This window comes from Exiguobacterium sp. s11 (genome assembly GCF_018619015.1).
GTDB classification, from domain to species: Bacteria; Bacillota; Bacilli; order Exiguobacteriales; family Exiguobacteriaceae; genus Exiguobacterium_A; species Exiguobacterium_A indicum.
The window spans coordinates 809,883-827,649 of the sequence record NZ_JACSNF010000001.1 but is presented as its reverse complement, the minus strand read 5'-3'; the positions used below and the strand labels follow the sequence as shown (position 1 = coordinate 827,649).

At 47.9% G+C, this 17,767-nt stretch carries 20 protein-coding genes; 16 read left to right on the top strand and 4 right to left on the bottom strand.

Annotated elements, in window-relative coordinates; all coding sequences use genetic code 11:
* Positions 1-165 precede the first annotated feature (165 nt).
* The 6 genes from KNQ12_RS04580 to trxA all read left to right on the top strand — a co-directional run bounded on the left by KNQ12_RS04580 (position 166) and on the right by trxA (position 5,880).
* Positions 166-1,059 carry a YitT family protein gene (locus KNQ12_RS04580; RefSeq protein WP_023469000.1) on the top strand — a complete coding sequence of 298 codons (894 nt, stop codon included), beginning with the start codon at positions 166-168 and terminating at the stop codon, positions 1,057-1,059.
* A 197-nt stretch (positions 1,060-1,256) separates the two neighbouring features.
* Positions 1,257-2,930 carry an AMP-binding protein gene (locus tag KNQ12_RS04575; RefSeq protein WP_035396576.1) on the top strand — a complete coding sequence of 558 codons (1,674 nt, stop codon included), beginning with the start codon at positions 1,257-1,259 and terminating at the stop codon, positions 2,928-2,930.
* A gap of 71 nt (positions 2,931-3,001) precedes the next feature.
* Positions 3,002-3,580 (top strand): fatty acid metabolism transcriptional regulator FadR, encoded by a 579-nt coding sequence (locus KNQ12_RS04570; RefSeq protein WP_023468997.1) that lies wholly within the window; start codon positions 3,002-3,004, stop codon positions 3,578-3,580.
* Between the two features lie 74 nt (positions 3,581-3,654).
* Positions 3,655-4,428: an electron transfer flavoprotein subunit beta/FixA family protein gene (locus KNQ12_RS04565; protein WP_023468996.1), complete on the top strand. Its 774-nt coding sequence runs from the start codon at positions 3,655-3,657 to the stop codon at positions 4,426-4,428.
* 13 nt (positions 4,429-4,441) lie between these two features.
* Complete coding sequence (locus tag KNQ12_RS04560; protein WP_035396582.1) at positions 4,442-5,407, top strand: electron transfer flavoprotein subunit alpha/FixB family protein; 966 nt, start codon at positions 4,442-4,444, stop codon at positions 5,405-5,407.
* 161 nt (positions 5,408-5,568) lie between these two features.
* Entirely contained in the window at positions 5,569-5,880 is a 312-nt protein-coding gene (gene trxA / locus KNQ12_RS04555; protein ID WP_023468994.1) for a thioredoxin, read from the top strand.
* 59 nt (positions 5,881-5,939) lie between these two features.
* Here trxA and KNQ12_RS04550 read toward each other — a convergent pair whose 3' ends face one another.
* Both KNQ12_RS04550 and KNQ12_RS04545 read right to left on the bottom strand, forming a co-directional pair.
* The gene (locus tag KNQ12_RS04550) at positions 5,940-6,317 is read right to left on the bottom strand and encodes a VOC family protein (RefSeq protein WP_214746544.1); all 378 of its coding nucleotides are present in this window, start codon (positions 6,315-6,317) and stop codon (positions 5,940-5,942) included.
* A 14-nt stretch (positions 6,318-6,331) separates the two neighbouring features.
* Complete coding sequence (locus tag KNQ12_RS04545) at positions 6,332-7,654, bottom strand: dihydrolipoyl dehydrogenase family protein (RefSeq protein ID WP_023468992.1); 1,323 nt, start codon at positions 7,652-7,654, stop codon at positions 6,332-6,334.
* A gap of 82 nt (positions 7,655-7,736) precedes the next feature.
* On the opposite strand from KNQ12_RS04545, the gene uvrC reads away from it, so the two are divergent.
* The gene (gene uvrC, locus KNQ12_RS04540; protein ID WP_023468991.1) at positions 7,737-9,521 is read left to right on the top strand and encodes an excinuclease ABC subunit UvrC; all 1,785 of its coding nucleotides are present in this window, start codon (positions 7,737-7,739) and stop codon (positions 9,519-9,521) included.
* A 39-nt stretch (positions 9,522-9,560) separates the two neighbouring features.
* Here the strand turns inward: uvrC and KNQ12_RS04535 are convergent, their stop codons facing one another.
* A complete protein-coding gene (locus KNQ12_RS04535; protein WP_023468990.1) occupies positions 9,561-10,175 on the bottom strand; it encodes a PH domain-containing protein in 615 nt (204 codons plus the stop codon).
* A gap of 117 nt (positions 10,176-10,292) precedes the next feature.
* A complete protein-coding gene (locus KNQ12_RS04530) occupies positions 10,293-10,715 on the bottom strand; it encodes a YslB family protein (RefSeq protein WP_235147587.1) in 423 nt (140 codons plus the stop codon).
* A 210-nt stretch (positions 10,716-10,925) separates the two neighbouring features.
* On the opposite strand from KNQ12_RS04530, the gene KNQ12_RS04525 reads away from it, so the two are divergent.
* The 9 genes from KNQ12_RS04525 to KNQ12_RS04485 all read left to right on the top strand — a co-directional run bounded on the left by KNQ12_RS04525 (position 10,926) and on the right by KNQ12_RS04485 (position 17,727).
* Positions 10,926-11,543 carry a succinate dehydrogenase cytochrome b558 subunit gene (locus KNQ12_RS04525; RefSeq protein WP_029342294.1) on the top strand — a complete coding sequence of 206 codons (618 nt, stop codon included), beginning with the start codon at positions 10,926-10,928 and terminating at the stop codon, positions 11,541-11,543.
* Positions 11,544-11,562: 19 nt separating this feature from the next.
* Positions 11,563-13,326, top strand: a complete 1,764-nt coding sequence (gene sdhA, locus KNQ12_RS04520; protein ID WP_023468987.1) for a succinate dehydrogenase flavoprotein subunit — start codon at positions 11,563-11,565, stop codon at positions 13,324-13,326.
* Positions 13,326-14,132 carry a succinate dehydrogenase iron-sulfur subunit gene (sdhB, locus tag KNQ12_RS04515; RefSeq protein WP_023468986.1) on the top strand — a complete coding sequence of 269 codons (807 nt, stop codon included), beginning with the start codon at positions 13,326-13,328 and terminating at the stop codon, positions 14,130-14,132. The genes sdhA and sdhB overlap by 1 nt, the downstream gene beginning before the upstream one ends.
* 56 nt (positions 14,133-14,188) lie before the next feature.
* Positions 14,189-14,644, top strand: a complete 456-nt coding sequence (locus tag KNQ12_RS04510; protein WP_023468985.1) for an acyl-CoA thioesterase — start codon at positions 14,189-14,191, stop codon at positions 14,642-14,644.
* A 65-nt stretch (positions 14,645-14,709) separates the two neighbouring features.
* Positions 14,710-14,973 carry a phosphocarrier protein HPr gene (locus KNQ12_RS04505; protein WP_012371023.1) on the top strand — a complete coding sequence of 88 codons (264 nt, stop codon included), beginning with the start codon at positions 14,710-14,712 and terminating at the stop codon, positions 14,971-14,973.
* Between the two features lie 86 nt (positions 14,974-15,059).
* On the top strand, positions 15,060-15,866 hold the full coding sequence (gene racE / locus KNQ12_RS04500; protein WP_023468984.1) for a glutamate racemase: 807 nt from the start codon (positions 15,060-15,062) through the stop codon (positions 15,864-15,866).
* Positions 15,867-16,622: a ribonuclease PH gene (rph, locus tag KNQ12_RS04495; protein ID WP_023468983.1), complete on the top strand. Its 756-nt coding sequence runs from the start codon at positions 15,867-15,869 to the stop codon at positions 16,620-16,622. It abuts the gene before it with no gap.
* Positions 16,619-17,212 (top strand): XTP/dITP diphosphatase, encoded by a 594-nt coding sequence (locus KNQ12_RS04490; RefSeq protein ID WP_214746540.1) that lies wholly within the window; start codon positions 16,619-16,621, stop codon positions 17,210-17,212. The genes rph and KNQ12_RS04490 overlap by 4 nt, the downstream gene beginning before the upstream one ends.
* 5 nt (positions 17,213-17,217) lie before the next feature.
* The gene (locus KNQ12_RS04485) at positions 17,218-17,727 is read left to right on the top strand and encodes a metallophosphoesterase family protein (RefSeq protein ID WP_023468981.1); all 510 of its coding nucleotides are present in this window, start codon (positions 17,218-17,220) and stop codon (positions 17,725-17,727) included.
* Positions 17,728-17,767: the final 40 nt, after the last annotated feature.

The window sequence follows — 17,767 nt, the reverse complement described above, 5'->3', positions numbered from 1 at the left end:
CGAAAATCATGTTCGGGGTTTCGATCGCCTTTTTGGTCGTCGGTATCCTTTGGATTGTATTTAATTAAAAGAACCGGTCTTACCGTGTGATCATTCCGTACTGACATCGTTTCAGTACGGAATTTTTATTGGAAGCCACGCCTAATCAAAAAAGGAGGAACGCATATGAACGTACGAAAAACAACAACGGCAGAAACAAGACGCCGTGCTTTTGAAGCAATGCAATTAATTTCTTGGAAGGATATCTTCTGGGTCATCATTGGATCAGCCATTCTTGCCTTTGGCATCAATTACTTTACGATTCCAAACGATTTATCAGAAGGTGGATTGATCGGGATCACGGTCATCTTCTACTACCTCTATGGCTGGGATACGGGACTTGTTTCCCTGATTGCGAACGCTTTGCTGTTCGTCGTCGGTTATCGATTCCTTAGCCGGAAGACGATGCTTTACTCCGTCATCTCGGTCGCCGTCACATCGTTTGTCCTCTCTTCGACAGCAAATCTAGCGACATCATCGGATAGCCGTTTAATTGGTACGGTCTATGCGGGTATTCTGATTGGTGTTGGAATCGGACTTGTTATTCGTGCTGGAGGAACGACGGGTGGGGGTGTGATCATCGCTCGATTGATGAATAAGTATCTCAATCTCAGTATCGCGGTTTCGATGTTCATCATCGACGTCGCAGTCGTCGGCGCATCAGGGTTCCTATTCGGAGAAGAGACGATGCTATACACGTTGATTGCGATTATCATCGGTTCATACTTGATTGATCTCGTCAGCGAAGGATTGAATGTCCGCGAAGCGGTCACGATCATCAGTCATCGCCAAGAGGAAATCGCGACAATCCTGACAGAGACGCTCGGCCGTAGTGCAACGGTCATTCACAGTCACGGTCATTTCACGAAACAAAAAAATGATATGTTGTATATGATCGTCGATAAACGACAACTGGCACCGTTGAAACAGATCGTCGAAGCAGCGGATCCCCGCGCCTTCGTCGTCATTCATAAAGTGCGCGAAGTCATTGGAGAAGGATTCACGTATCCATCCCGGTGATGTCTATTAAAAAGCAGTGCTGCTTCTTTTTCGGAAACGAGAAAGGGAAGTACTGCTTTTTTGTATGATTCTCGATTGAAAGAATCGAAAAAAAAACAAGCAGATTCGATTTCTTTTTTTGGATTTTACTGGCATGTCGAATTGGAATCAACGTATAATAAAAATGAATAGTAATTCATTATCTGGGAGGGAAACGTATGGAATCCGTTTGGTTATCTGATTATCCCGAGCAAGTACCCGCATCGATTGATTATCGAGAATTACCTCTTTATCAGGCACTCGATGAGGCAGCGACCGATTTTCCAGAACAACGTGCCTTGAGTTTCTTAGGAAAACGTATGACGTTTCGTGAAGTACGTGACGAGGCCCGCGCACTTGGGAGTCTGTTACAAGAGCACGGACTAAAAAAAGGGGATCGCGTCGGACTGATGTTACCGAACTGTCCCCAGTATATGATCAGTTATTATGCGGTTCTCTATGCAGGTGGTATCGTCGTCCAAGTGAATCCACTTTATACAGACCGTGAACTTGAACAGATTCTCGTCGATTCGGGAGCACATCTACTCGTGACGCTTGATCTACTTTATCCGAAAGCGTCTCGTGTCAAAGCGGCGACGACACTTAAGACGGTCGTGACGACAAGTATCGCGGATTACCTTCCCTTCCCTAAAAATAAACTGTATCCGATTAAAGCACGGAAAGATAACAACATCATCATTGATACGACAGGTTCGATTCCGTTTTTATCTTTGCGGGGGTATGAGCCGATTACACCAGTCGCGATTCAACCGAAGGAGGACGTCGCGGTTCTCCAATATACGGGTGGAACGACAGGCGCACCCAAAGGTGTCATGTTGACACACTTCAATTTGAGTGCAAACGTCGAACAGATTGACAAGTGGTTCTATAAATATAATCGAGGAGATGGACGGAAGCTGTTAGCAGTCGTCCCTTATTTCCATGTCTATGGCATGACGTGTAACCTCAATTTCGGCATATTTAATGCCTATGAACAAATCATCGTTCCAAAATTCGATATCGAACAGGTACTCAAGACGATTCATAAGGAAAAACCGAATCTGTTCCCAGGTGCTCCGACGATGTATGTCGGTCTATTGAATCATCCGAAGCTGAAGAAGTATGATCTCTCTTCGATTGAAGCCTGTATTTCTGGTTCAGCTCCACTACCTGTCGAAGTGCAGGAAAAATTCGAAGCGCTGACGGGTGGGCGGATCGTTGAAGGATACGGTCTGTCTGAAACGAGTCCGGTGACGCATACGAACTGTATCTGGGATCGTCGGATTCCTGGAACGGTCGGTATTCCGGTGCCCGATACGCAAGCGAAAATCGTCCAAGCAGACGGAGAGACACCAGCTGCTCCAGGTGAGATTGGTGAGATCATCGTCACAGGTCCGCAAGTCATGAAAGGATACTGGAAACGACCAGAAGACACGCAAGCGGTTCTGCGAAACGGTTGGTTGCATACGGGAGACCTTGGATATATCGGTGAGGATCATTACTTCCGAATCGTCGATCGGAAAAAAGATTTAATCATTGCTTCTGGATTCAACATTTATCCACGTGAAGTCGAAGAAATCCTATATGAACACCCAGCCGTCAAAGAAGCGGTCGTCATCGGTGTTCCAGATGTCTACCGCGGAGAGACCGTCAAGGCGTTCATCGTCGTCAAGGATGAGATGACGGTCACGGAAGAAGAACTCGATCAATTCTGTCGTAAACAGTTAGCATCGTTCAAAGTACCGAAGCAGTACGAATTCCGGCAAGAGTTACCGAAGACGTTCGTTGGTAAGATTCTCCGCCGTGTTCTCGTTGAAGAAGAACGTGCCAAACAACTCGAAGAAAGCAGTTGACAGGATAAAATGGCATGATAGAATAAATATGAATGAACCATCATTCATTTTATGCGTTAGGAGATAGTGGAATGAAACGAACAATGTCAAAGAGTGACCGCATCATTGATGCCGCCGTAAAAGTCATCGCTAAGAACGGCTACCATGGAGCGAAAGTGACTGCCATTGCAAAGGAAGCCGGAGTTGCGGATGGAACGATTTATCTGTACTTCAAGAATAAAGAACATCTCTTGATTTCGCTCTTCCAAGCGAAAATGGGAAGTTTCATCGAATATTCCGAAGGACAAATCGCGAGCCATACGTCAGCGACGGAACAATTGGCAGCATTGATCGAGGCGCACCTCGAGCAATTATCCGTCGACTATGATTTAGCGGTCGTCACGCAGATCGAATTGCGTCAATCGAACCAAGACATGCGTCAAAACATCGCTGCCGTCTTGAAACCGTACTTGCATCTGATTGACCGAGTCGTCAAGCACGGGATGACGACAGGTGAGTTTTCAAACGAACTCGATTATCGATTAGCACGTCAGATGATTTTCGGAACGATCGATGAGGTCGTGACGAGCTGGATGGCAAGTGGATTCAAATATGAGTTGCTTGAGACACGTGACGGGATTCATCGGATGTTGATCAAAGGGCTGAGTTAAGCCCTTTTCATGACAACAATCATGTAAGCGGATACAAAGAGTGATGGTGAATAGACGACAAGGGGGAGCATGAGATGGAAATCTATGTACTGTTGAAACGCACGTTTGATACGGAAGAAGCAATCCAACTCGAGAATGGTCAAATCGATGAGGATGGCGCTGAGTTCATCATTAACCCGTACGATGAGTATGCGGTAGAAGAAGCGATTCGTGTCCGTGATGCACAAGGGGGAACGGTGACGGTCGTGACGGTCGGACCGGAAGATGCAGACAAGGAATTACGAACAGCACTCGCAATGGGAGCGGACCAAGCAGTTCGCATCTCGATTGAAGATGATATCGAAGAGGCAGATCATTTCACGATTTCTGAAGTGCTCGCTGGTTATTTGAAGGAACAAACGGTTGATCTCGTCATCGCCGGAAACGTCGCAGTTGATGGCGGAAGTGGTCAAGTAGCACCACGCGTCGCAGAATTACTCGACATCCCTTATGTGACGACGATCACGAAACTAGAGCTCGACGGTACGAAAGCTGTCGTGACACGCGACGCTGAAGGGGATACGGAGACAATCGAAACAACACTTCCGTTACTCGTGACTGCGCAACAAGGGTTGAACGAACCACGTTACCCAAGTCTTCCGGGGATCATGAAAGCGAAGAAAAAGCCGCTAGAAGAACTCGAACTTGATGATCTCGAACTGGATGAAGACGAACTCACACCACGTCTAGAGACGATCGAGCGTTTCTTACCACCGAACAAAGCAGCCGGTAAGATCCTTGAAGGTGAACTAAACGAGCAAGTCGCACAGCTCGCATCATTATTACGCAACGAAGCAAAAGTGGTCTAAGGGGGAGAAACGAATGACAAAAGCATTAGTACTCGCAGAATCACGGGATGGCAGTTTACGGAATGTGTCGTTTGAGGCAATCGCAGCAGCGCGACGTGTCGCTGACGAAGTCATCGCAGTCCTGATTGGACACGATGTTGCAAAGGATGCGGATGCACTAGCATCACGCGGAGCGGACCAGGTGCTCGTCGTCGAGGATGAGCGTCTTCTACACTACACGCCAGACGGTTACGGACAAGTCTTCCTCGAGTTGATGAACCGGACGTCACCCGACGTGCTCGTCTTCGGACATACGTCGCTCGGCAAGGATCTATCACCGAAAATCGCGGCAAAATTGCAAGCCGGTTTGATCAGTGACGTGACGGCGATTGAAGGGGAAGGCGCGGATGCGTCATTCGTTCGCCCGATCTACTCGGGGAAAGCATTTGAAAAAGTCAAAGTCGCTGAAGGCAAGACGCTCTTTACGGTCCGCCCGAACAACATCGATCCACTCGAAGCAGGTAGTTCACAAGGGACGGTCGAGTCGGTCACAGTCGAACTGAAGGATTTACGGACGATCGTCGCAGACATCGTACGCAAAGCAACTGGCGGCGTTGACTTATCAGAGGCAAAAGTCATCGTCGCAGGTGGACGCGGTGTCAAGAGCTCGGACGGCTTCGCACCGTTACAAGAACTAGCAGATGTCCTCGGAGGAGCAGTCGGTGCTTCGCGTGGTGCTTGTGATGCGGATTACTGCGATTATGCCCTTCAAATCGGTCAGACGGGGAAAGTCGTTACGCCGGACCTTTATATCGCGTGCGGGATCTCAGGTGCGATCCAACACTTAGCAGGGATGTCAAATGCCAAAGTGATCGTTGCGATCAACAAGGACCCGGAAGCGAACATCTTCTCTGTCGCGGACTATGGCATCGTCGGAGATTTGTTCGACGTCGTGCCATTATTGACAGCAGAATTCAAAAAAATGCTCGTTCACGGATAAGTTTGAAGGCCGGTACCATTATCATGGTGCCGGTTGTTTTTGCGGATTTTTCGCGTGAGCAGTTTCGTTTGTTGGAAGAGACTGCTATGATATACTCGAATCAATAAAGAGATCACCCATTTTTTTACCGGGTCGATCTACTCATTAGGAGGTTATGATCAATGGCAATCGTACACGCAACTAGCCAATCATTTAAAGAAGAAACACAAGAAGGACTCGTCCTTGTTGATTTTTGGGCAACATGGTGTGGACCATGTCGTATGCTCGCACCTGTTCTTGAAGAACTCGATGCTGACATGCAAGATGTAAAAATCGTCAAAGTCGACGTAGATGCAAACCCAGAAGTAGCTGGAGCATTCCAAGTTCAAAGTATTCCGACACTCGTTCTCTTCAAAGATGGACAACCTGTCAACAAAACAATGGGCTTCATGCCAAAAGACGCACTTAAAGAATTTGTTGAAACATCTAACTAATTCTTTCCTGCATATCAAAACAGACCGTTCTGCACAGGCAGAACGGTCTGTTTTTTAGATTACATTGGCGTACAAAGTTCGATCAGGTGACCATCGGGGTCGAGGACATAGGCGACGACTTGCCCCCATGGTTTTTGAGTAGGAGCGAGGATGGTCTCATATCCTGCCTCCACCACCTTCTGAAAAAGAGTCGGGACGTCATCTGTGATGAAACCAATCTCTAACGTCTGTTGTGTTTTTCCACTTGGTATCGGGTAATCCGGAATCAACTGTTGCACGTCTTCACGCGTATTGAAGGCGAGTGTCGTCTGACCGGTCTCGAACTCGATGTAGCTCCCGTGCTCCGCCTTGACGGGTAGTCCAAGAACGTCTCGATAGAATGCCAGCGTCCATGCCGTGTCTTCAACGTATAAAATTGTATAGCCGTATTGGATCATCCAAAAGCCTCCTGTCAATCCTCGAATAACGAAGCGATGTCTGAAGCAGGTGTCGGGTAAGCGAATCCAGTCTGTTGCATCGAAGTACTTGGAATCCGGTGCTGCATCGCAAACGAGAAATAGTTTGCTAGTTCCGCTGCATTGACACCGATGAAGTGTGCGCCAAGGACTTGATCATCTTCCCCGACGAGCACTTTCGCCCGAGCGAAACTGTCCTTGATCCGTGCGTTCGTTTGCCAAGCGGACGTATCAATCAAGCGACCACGATAAGGAATACCTGCTTTTTTCAAAGCAGCTTCCGTCTCACCAACGAGGGCGAGGTTCGGCGCGGTGAATACGACGCTAGGTACAGGAAGCAGCTCTAGTTTCCGATTGTTCCCTTCGAGCATGTTATCAGCAGCGAGTCGTCCTTCGGTTCCAGCGAACGGTGTCAAGGCAGGATTCCCGCTGACAGCGACGTCTCCTGCAGCATAGATATGTTCGACGGAAGACTGAAGGTACGCATTGACATGGATTCCTTTTTCGTTATGCGCGACGCCAATGGCTTCGAGACCAAGCTGGTCGATACTTGCGACACGTCCAGTCGCATTCAAGACGATATCTGTCTTCAAGACGTCGCCGTTCGATAAATAAAGGGATTCCTCTTCGTAAGCGACGACTTCTGCTTCTTTGATGATCGAGATACCAAGTGCCCGTGTGGCTTCTAATAGCACATCGACCAATTCGCTCTCGAATTGTTTTAAGGCGTTAGAACGTAAGACGATCGTGACGTCTGCGCCAGCAATACGAGCGAGATGGGCGAACTCGAACGAGATATAACCGCCACCGATGCAGACGAGTCGGCGTGGAAGTTCTTTCAGTTCAAGAAACTCATTACTTGTTATGAAACGCTCACTACCGGGTACAGATAATTCGCGAGGTCGTAAACCGGTTGCGATTAAAAACTGTTTCCCTTCGATTTCTTCTTCACCAATTCGAAGACGATGTGAAGACACGAAATGCGGTTCTCCATGGAAATAGTCGATGTCCGTTTCCGCGTACCGTTTTCGAGTTTGCTCCGGGATGGCGCGTGTGTATTCATTCTTTCGCTCCATCAATTGGCGCCAATCAATCGAAATCAGACCCTTTACACCGTATCCGAGCAATCGCTCGACCGCATCTTTCGTCTCACTACCTGTCAGTAAGATTTTTTTTGCGTCACATCCACGCTGTGCGCATGTACCTCCTGGAGTGAAATTCTCAACGATGGCAACACGTAGTCCTTTTTCGATGAATTTATAAGCCGCTTGATTTCCAGCAGAACCTGTTCCAATCACAATGCAATCATATGTACGCATTTTTCATCCTCCGTATGTCATAATCAATGTATGGTATTTACCCGAACGAATAAAACTAAAAACGGTGAAAGGAGACATTTATTTGGGACATCAAGAACATATCAAAGCGAAACTATCCCTTTTGCCGGATGAGCCGGGATGTTATCTACACAAAAACGAATTCGGCGAAGTCATCTATGTCGGAAAAGCAAAAAATCTCAAAAACCGAGTCCGCTCTTATTTCACTGGAGCACATGATATTAAGACGGAACGTCTCGTCGCGGAAGTCCGTGATTTCGAATACATCATCACAGCCAGTGAACTCGAAGCGTTGCTGCTTGAGATGACACTAATTAAGAAACATGATCCGAAATACAATATCATGCTGAAGGATGATAAATCTTACCCGTACTTGAAAATTACGAATGAGACCTATCCACGATTGATTACGACACGTAAGTTAAAAAAGGACGGCGGTCATTACTTCGGTCCGTATCCGAATGCGTATGCAGCGAACGAAACAAAACGTCTGTTAGATCGTTTATATCCGTTACGTAAATGTCAGCCGATGCCGAAGAAACTCTGTCTGTATTATCATATTGGACAATGTCTCGGCCCATGTGAAATCCCGAATCTTGAATCGGAACAAAAAGCACTCGTATCGGAAATCCGACGGTTCTTGTCGGGCGACACGAAGGAACTCGTTGAAAGCTTGAAGCACAAGATGGCGGAAGCAGCCGAGACGATGGAATTCGAACGTGCCGGAGAATTGCGCGACCAAGTGCGAGCGATTGAATCGATCATGAACAAACAGAATATGATTACAGCAGATTTGACGTCGCGTGATGTATTCGGGATTCATGTCGATAAAGGCTGGATGTGTGTCCAAGTGTTCTTCCTCCGTGGAGGAAAGATGATCGAGCGCGATGTCTCGCTCTTCCCGATCTATGGTACGCCGGCAGAAGAGCTCGAGAGCTTCATCGTCCAGTTCTACGAAAAGAACATCAAGCCAAGTGAAGTCTATGTACCGCCACTCGTCAATCAGTTGTTACTCAAAGAGGCGCTATCGATTAAAATTCACGTTCCGGTCCGAGGATCAAAACGGAAATTACTTGATTTAGCGACGAAGAATGCTGAAAATGCGATCTCGGAACGCTTCGAGTTGTTAGCGAAAGACGAGAAACGGACCGTTCAAGCAGTCGAAGAACTCGCCGATGCGATTGACGTTCATCCATTGTCCCGGATCGAGATCATCGATAATGCGAACATTCAAGGAGCAGACGCCGTTTCGGCACTCGTCGTCTTTGAAGACGGTAAGCCACTTAAAAAGGAATACCGAAAATTCAAGATTCGAACAGTCCAAGGACCGGACGACTATGAATCGATGCGAGAAATCGTGCGTCGGCGTTATCGACGATTGTTACTTGAAGGAGCGCGCCTTCCGGACCTCGTCCTGATTGACGGAGGAGTTGGACAGTTGAATGCTGCTTTAGAAGTCATTCAAGATGAACTCGGCTTATCCCTTCCAGTCGGGTCATTAAAAAAGGATGACAAACACCGAACGAGTCAATTGTTGTTTGGAGAAGGAGCACAGTTAATTGAACTAAGTCCGCGTTCGAGTGCGTTTTATTTGCTCCAACGCATGCAAGATGAAGTCCACCGGTTTGCAATCACGTTCCACCGCTCGCTCCGCTCGAAAGGGATGACCCGTTCCTTGCTCGACGAGATTCCAGGAGTTGGACCGAAACGACGCCAGCAGTTGATTCGTCATTTCGGATCGATGCGCAGCTTGCGACGCGCAACGATCGAACAGTTGGCGGAAGCAGGATTACCTGTCAAGTTAGCCGAAACCGTCGCTGAATATTTAAGTCAAGCGAATGAAGAATGAAAAAAGCCGTCCTCTTGAAGAGGGCGGCTTTTTTAGTGATTAGTTGTTGATGTACTTTTCGTAGTATGAACCAAAGTCACGCTGGTTCCACTGATGGTAGTGACCTTGTAGCCACTCGAAGGATTGTTCAGACAACTCCTTGAATGTTTGCGGTACGTTCATATCACCTTGACGAAGTCCGCCGAGAATCGTGACCGAATGATTCAATGAGCTGTTCGCGAACTCGAGCATCTTTTGTCCTTCATACTGTTTTTCAGCGATGGCAAGAAGTGTTTTGTAAAGATCTTTCACATGTTCGAGTTGTTTTTTATCGACGTCGATCGAATAATGTTTGCCACCGATCTCGAATTTGATCTCGACATCAAGATCGACCGTTCCCGCCGTTTCGAACATGACGTGGCGAATCGGATAATGTGCATACGGATAGCGGTAGAGTACACGTTTTGAACTGACGGCACTTTCTCCATCGAGGTGAATCAAAGCCAGATTCGTAAAGCAATACTCGTCAGATTTAGATTTGATCAAGAAGTAGATTTTCTCGCCGTCTTCATGTAAGACATAATCGTCAGCGGCTGCTTTGTCGAAATCATCAGGATGAATGACTTGTCCGATATCACTGAATCCCGTTAAATCTGCTGCTAGTTTTTTGAACATGTGAAGTTCCTCCTCGCGATTTGTGTACGAATGACTTTACGAGCACTTACTGCAAAAAGTTTCATGAATCTACTTCGATGTTGAAAATCAAGATTCCTGTCACGTTTTATGTAAATTTCACTTGAGCGGTTCAAGTGGATCTTTAGGATCGATTTGGACCGTGATTTGAACGAGCTCTTTAGTTAACTCGGCATATCCTTCCGCGACACATCCGTTAAAACGGGAGAACTGTTCAGCGAGGAAACCGGCTTCGAGTTGGAAGTATCCATGTGGTCGTTCATCTCTCGTCGTATCAGGAGGAGACAGCACGAACAAGACGACCGTGCCTTTACGTTTCTTGATTTCGAGCGTTCCCCAACCTGCTTGTTCAAAAAATGAGGCTAATTCAGATTCATCTACGACAGGGAATTGACGCGCTAGACGTTTACCTGCCCAGTAGATGACTTGCCGATAATCCGATCCGAGAAGATCGGTCAGCACATAATCTCGGATCAATTCGATACCGAAAAGTGGTGTTTGTTTTGGTGTAGCATCCATCATGATTCACTCCTATCTGTGAACCATTATACCGAGATGATTCTTGTCGGTCATTGTTTTCCTAAAAAAATTTGCAGTTAAATGCAACGGCTCGGGTTGTCTTCTAAAAAGGACAGGAGTAGAATAAGTGATGAAAAGACGAATTTCCTTATGAAAGCGCTTTTCTACCAAAATGCGCCAACGGTTGATTGGCAAACAAAAGGGGGGATTTGGATGGCGAATCATCGTGATTTCGTGAGTCGTAAAATACACTCACTGCTCGGCGTCATTCCAATCGGGTTATTTTTACTTTCGCACTTAACGACGAACTACTTCATCGTACGTGGTGAGGAAGACTTCAATAAGGCCGCGGAATTCGTGGGGAACGTTCCGTATCGATTGTTCTTAGAGATCTTTGTCATCTTCATTCCAATCATCTTGCATGGTGTCTACGGTGTGTACATCGCATTCACCGGATCTGCGAACACAGGGCGTTATACATACTTCCGGAACTGGATGTATGTACTGCAACGGTTCAGCGGTGTATTCCTTGTCGTGTTCATCACGTGGCACGTTTGGGAAACACGGATTGCCGCTGCGATGGGAACACCAGTCGATGCAAGCATGATGCAGAACATCGTCGATAACGGATTCATGCTCGCGTTCTATATCGTCGGGATCTTGGCGACGACATTCCACCTTGCGAACGGACTTTGGACGTTCTGCATCACATGGGGAATCACGCAGTCACCAGCATCTCAACGGGCGATGTCTTACGTGGCAGCACTCGTATTCATCGGTTTATCGTTTGTAGGCGTACGCTCGATCTTAACGTTTGCAGGCGTGTTGTAAGGAAAGGGGAACTGACAACATGGCGAACAAGAATCTTGTCATCATCGGCGGAGGGCTTGCCGGTCTGATGGCTACGATAAAAGCAGCGGAGCAAGGCGTACCAGTTAAGTTATTCTCACTCGTACCCGTCAAACGCTCACACTCTGTTTGTGCACAAGGTGGCATCAACGGAGCGGTCAATACAAAAGGGGAAGGCGATTCACCATACCAGCATTTCGATGACACGGTATACGGTGGGGACTTCCTCGCAAATCAACCACCTGTTCAAAAAATGGCGGAAGCAGCGCCGAAAATCATTCATATGTTCGACCGGATGGGCGTCATGTTCAACCGGACACCGGAAGGCTTACTCGACTTCCGACGTTTCGGCGGAACGTTGCATCACCGGACGGCATACGCTGGAGCGACGACAGGACAACAACTGTTGTACGCATTAGATGAACAGGTTCGTAAGTTCGAAGCGCAAGGTTTGGTAGAAAAATATGAAGGATGGGAATTCCTTCGTGCCATCATCGATGACAATGGCATCTGTCGTGGAGCAGTTTGTCAAAACCTCCGGACGATGGAAATCGAGGCATTTGCCGCGGATTCTGTCATCCTCGCGACGGGTGGTCCTGGGGTCATCTTCGGAAAATCGACGAACTCGGTCATCAACACAGGACAAGCTGCAGCTGCTGTCTATCGTCAAGGTGCGATCTATGCGAACGGTGAATTCATCCAAATTCACCCGACAGCGATTCCTGGAGACGATAAGTTACGTCTCATGAGTGAATCAGCACGAGGTGAGGGTGGTCGCGTCTGGACGTATAAAGACGGTAAGCCTTGGTATTTCCTCGAAGAGAAATATCCGGCATACGGAAACCTTGTTCCACGGGATATCGCGACACGTGAGATTTTCGACGTCTGTGTCAATCAAAAACTCGGCGTCAACGGGGAGAACATGGTCTATCTGGATCTATCGCATAAAGACGCAAAAGAACTTGACGTCAAACTCGGTGGGATCCTTGAAATCTACGAGAAGTTCGTCGGTGACGATCCACGAAAAGTACCAATGAAGATATTCCCTGCTGTTCACTACTCAATGGGTGGACTATGGGTCGACTACGATCAAATGACGAACATCCCTGGATTGTTCGCAGCTGGTGAATGTGATTATTCGATGCATGGTGGTAACCGTCTCGGAGCGAACTCACTTCTCTCTGCGGTATACGGCGGAATGGTCGCTGGACCATCAGCCATTGCTTATATGAATGAACTCGAGACATCGGTTCATGAGATGAGTGAGGACGTGGTCGAAGCGCATAAAATCGAAGAAATCAACCGCTTCAACGATATCCTATCAATGGAAGGTACGGAAAACGCATATCAAATCCACCGTGAGCTTGGAGAAATCATGACGGATAACGTCACGGTCGTCCGGTACAACGATAAGCTCGAAGAGACACTGACAAAAATCAAGGAACTCCGCGATCGCTTCACACGCATCTCGGCAACGGATACAGCACGTTGGAGTAACCAAGGGGCATCGTTCATCCGTCAGCTCGATCACATGCTCGACCTAGCTGAAGCAATCACGCTCGGTGCTTTAAAACGTGACGAGAGTCGCGGAGCGCACTATAAACCGGACTTCCCGGAACGTAATGATGAACAGTTCTTGAAGACGACGATGGCACGTTACACGAACGGTCATCCGGAAATCTTCTATGAAGACGTCGACACGTCGTTGATTCCACCACGGAAACGCGATTACAGCAAGAAGTCGAAGAAAGAGGTGAAAGCATAATGGCGACACCACTCGAATCATCTACTACGCAAAAATCGGTTCAATTCATCGTTCAACGTCAAGATGGACCTGATGGTAAACCGTATGATGAAGCGTTTGAAATTCCGTACCGTCCGAACATGAACGTCATCTCTGCTTTAATGGAGATTCGCCGGAACCCTGTGAATGCAGCCGGTGAAAAAACGACACCGATCAACTGGGACATGGGTTGTCTAGAAGAAGTCTGTGGCGCTTGTTCGATGGTCATCAACGGTACACCACGTCAGTCGTGTACGGCACTCGTTGATAAACTCGAACAACCGATCCGCCTTCAACCTATGCAGACGTTCCCGATCGTTCGTGACCTTCAAGTCGACCGTCAACGCATGTTCGATGCGCTGAAGAAAGTCAAAGCATGGGTCCCGATCGATGGAACGTACGACTTAGGTCCAGGACCACGGATGCCAGAGAACAAACGTCAATGGGCATATGAGTTATCGAAATGTATGACGTGTGGTGTGTGTCTCGAGGCATGTCCGAACGTCAACGATCGTTCGACATTCATCGGACCAGCATCGATTTCACAAGTTCGTCTATTCAACTCGCATCCGACAGGTGCCTTCCACAAGGAAGAACGCCTTGAAGCGTTAATGGAAGATGGCGGGATCATGCAGTGCGGTAACGCTCAAAACTGTGTTGAGGTTTGTCCGAAAGGGATTCCGCTGACGACTTCAATCGCGGCGATGAACCGTCAGACGACACTTCATTCATTCAAAAAGTTCTTCGGTAGTGACGAAGGACGAACAGGTGAAGCCGTTAGTTCATGATTTATCAAAGAAGGAGCTTGCTCCTTCTTTTTTCATTCAGACAGGAGGAACTCATTGTGCGCGTACCAGCTTATATTCCAGAACTTGAGTCATGGCTTGAACAGATGAAACATGGCACACGACTCGACGTCGCTGTTCGTTTTGCGGAGACGGATGCCTATGGTCATATGAATAACCGAGTACCGTTCGTCTATTTTGAAGACGTTCGGACATTGATGTTAGAGGAAACAGGATATTCGCTTGCAGAAGACGGCATTATCGTCGTCGCCGATGCTCAGTGTAACTATATTCGCCAAGTCTATCCACGAGCGCGTCTCGCTGTCTATGCGTATCCGGTACATGTCGGTAGTGCATCGTGTGACGTCCACTATGCGGCATTTGATGAGCAAGGTGAATTGATGTTCACGGGACGGACATCTATGGTACAAATCGATCGTTCGGGGAAAGCATTCCCATGGAGTGAAGCGTATAAAAATTCCTTGCAGAATCGATTCGAATCCGTTATCATTTGATAATGAGTTCACATATTCGAAAACGACTCACTAGTACGTTATTAGTGAAGGGAGATTTCTTAATCATGGAAAAAACATTCAAAGTCATCGCGGATTCAGGCATTCACGCTCGTCCGGCTACTCAGCTCGTCAACACAGCTTCTAAATTCCAATCAGACATCAACTTGGAATACAACGGGAAGACTGTCAACTTGAAGTCAATCATGGGTGTTCTTTCACTCGGAATCGCGAAAGATTCAGATATCAAAATCGTTGCAAACGGTGACGATGCTTCTGAAGCAATCACGACTCTTTCAGATATGCTGACTAGCGAAGGTCTTGCTCAGTAATCCTGTAATCGTACATTCTCGGACGCCGGTCTTGCACCGTCGTCCTTTTTTGTTACCATAGGAAAGAGAGAAAGAGGTGGAGAAGAGTGAATCGAGCGATTGGAGTACTGGATTCCGGAGTCGGTGGGTTGACGGTCGCACGTGAATTGATGCGACAGTTGCCCCATGAGCGAATCATCTATGTCGGGGATACATTGCGGTGTCCGTATGGTCCTCGTCCAGAAGAAGAGATTCGTGAGTTTACGTGGGAGATGATTGATTATCTCGTGCAACAAGATGTGAAATTGATCGTGATCGCCTGTAACACAGCCACGGCTGTCGTCTTAAAAGAAGCGCGAGAACGTTTAAATATACCTGTCATCGGTGTCATTGATCCGGGAGCCCGCGCGGCAGTTAAGGTGACGCGTACGAAACGAATCGGTGTCATTGGAACGAAGATGACGATTACAAGTAATTCCTACGAGAAGGCGTTACGCCACGTCGAAGGGCAAGTCGTCGTCGAATCGTTAGCGTGCCCGCCATTCGTTCCGCTCGTCGAGTCGATGCAGACAGATGGTGCGTACGTCGAACGTGTCGTTGCCAATACATTACGACCATTGATGAATTACGATATGGATACATTGATCCTCGGGTGCACCCATTACCCGCTTCTAGCAGATGTGATTGGACGGGTCATCGGACCAGGCGTCCAGCTAATCTCTTCAGGAGACGAGACAGCGCTCGAGGTAGCAGCACTACTTGATTACAATACGATTTCAGCAGATGTGACACAAATTCCGGAACATCGTTATTACGCGACAGGCGATATCCGCTCATTTGATCAGATTGCGACGGACTGGCTCGATCAGACCATCCATGCGGAGCGCATCGTGCTTGGAACGGAGGAAGATTAAATGCGGATAGACCAACGAACGGCGGATGATCTCCGTCCTATTCAATTATCGATTGATGTCAATAAACACGCAGAAGGTTCTGTCTTGATTGAACTGGGAGATACGAAAGTCCTCTGTACGGCGACCGTCGAGGAGAAGGTGCCACCGTTCCTTCGCGGTAAACGCCAGGGCTGGATCAATGCGGAATATTCGATGTTGCCGCGTGCGACGGCTCAGCGGACCGCACGAGAAGCCGTCCGCGGCAAACAGACGGGACGGACGATGGAAATCCAACGTCTGATCAGCCGCTCGCTTCGGGCCGTCGTTGATTTAGAGAAGCTCGGGGAACGAACGATCTGGATCGATTGTGACGTTATTCAGGCAGATGGCGGTACACGAACGGCATCGATCACTGGTGGTTTTTTGGCACTCGTCCGAGCAGTCGATCAATTGATTCAAGCGGGAAAACTGACAGATACACCGATCAAAGAGGGCATCGCAGCCATCTCGGTTGGAATCGTCGAGTCGAATGTCTTGCTCGATCTATGCTATGAAGAGGACGCTGCGGCGGAAGTCGACTTCAATCTCGTCATGACCTCATCGGGTAAAATCGTCGAGATGCAAGCAACAGGAGAAGAGTCGACATTTTCCCGTCAAGAGATGCTCGAAATGCTCGAACTTGGGGAAAAAGGTATTAAGGAACTGATTGAGGCTGGCCGTGAGGCACTCGGTGTCTCTTGGTGGTATGTAGGAGAAGAAGTGGGGGAACATAGATGAAGGTCATCGTCGCAACACACAATGCAGGTAAAGTGAAGGAACTTGAAAGCATGCTGGGTCGTCTCGGTTATACGGTCGAGTCGTTACTCGATCACGCCGATGCTCCGGAAACGGATGAAACAGGTGAGACATTCGAGGAGAATGCACTTTTAAAAGCAACAGAGGCAGCAGCCTACTTTGGCCACGCGGTACTTGCTGATGATTCAGGTCTTGAAGTCGATGCTTTAGATGGCGCTCCCGGCGTCTACTCAGCACGCTTCGCGGGACTTGAAAAGTCGGATGCGGCGAACAATGCTCTACTACTTGAAAAGTTAGAAGGTGTTCCGGAGGAAGATCGGACGGCGCGCTTCGTTTGTGTACTCGCGCTAGCGAAACCAACGGGTGAGACATTGACGGTTCGTGGAACGATGGAAGGGCGAATCGGTTTTGAGGCGTCGGGTTCGAACGGTTTCGGTTATGATCCATTGTTCGTCACAGAAAGCGGACAGACGGCTGCTGAATTGACGAAAGAAGAAAAAGCGATGATTAGTCATCGTGGCAATGCATTGCGCAAGCTCGAACAGGACTTAACTACTTTCTTAGGAGTGTGATGAAGATGAGAGCGTTGATCGTTAGTGATAGTCATGGACTAGAACAAGAACTGCTTACGATATTCGAACGTCACCAAGACGTAGATGCGGCATTTCATTGTGGGGACTCCCAATTGACGCGCGACATCGAATCATTATATCCATATCGTGTTGTGCGAGGGAATTGCGATTACGGACACGATTTTCCGGAAGAAGTCGTATCGGAAATGGATGGTCATACCATCCTCTGTGTCCACGGGCATCGGCAGGACGTCAAATACAGTCTAGATGTCTTACAGCATCATGCGAAGGAAAAGCAGGCGGACATCGTCTTATATGGTCATTCCCATGTGGCGAAGGCTGAATATCGGGACGGTGTGTTATTCATCAATCCAGGTTCAATCCGGATGCCACGTCATCGACCAGACAAGACGTATGCGATTCTTGAAGTGGATCAAAACCGTTATTCTGTCGATTTTCTTAATGTGAACGGTGACCCGGTAAATGCCCTTCATCTGGACGGAACATTTTTGTAATATAATAATTGCAATGTTTGTAATGTGATTGACACGAAAG